Raw genomic sequence first — 396 nt, forward strand, 5'->3', positions numbered from 1 at the left:
TTCTGTAAGGCGAGATGAGCTCTGCGAAATCGAGCGACCTTATTCCTTACTGAAATTTCCGTCCGAAGGTTATTAAACCTCCAGCCTATACTCACAGTTAAAGGACTGTGACACCTTAAAAATGGCGTCCCCTAGGGGATTCGAACCCCTGTTACCGCCGTGAAAGGGCGGTGTCCTAGGCCTCTAGACGAAGGGGACAAAATTTTTGCTCATCGTCGCAAGCGACGATAAAATTTTGTAAGGTGAAGATACATTTATGTATCTGAACGACCTTATCCTAGAACTTTTTGCTAGCAAAGCATTCGCTTTGCTAAATTTCTGTAAGGCGAGATGAGCTCTGCGAAATCGAGCGACCTTATTCCTTACTGAAATTTCCGTCCGAAGGTTATTAAACCT

The 396-nt window shown here is 44.4% G+C and carries 1 tRNA gene; it reads right to left on the reverse strand.

What is annotated here, in order from left to right:
* Positions 1-122 precede the first annotated feature (122 nt).
* Positions 123-198 (reverse strand) — tRNA-Glu (locus tag ACXAH6_RS20415).
* Positions 199-396: the final 198 nt, after the last annotated feature.

Source organism: Alteromonas sp. ABE4_545, from assembly GCF_056161325.1.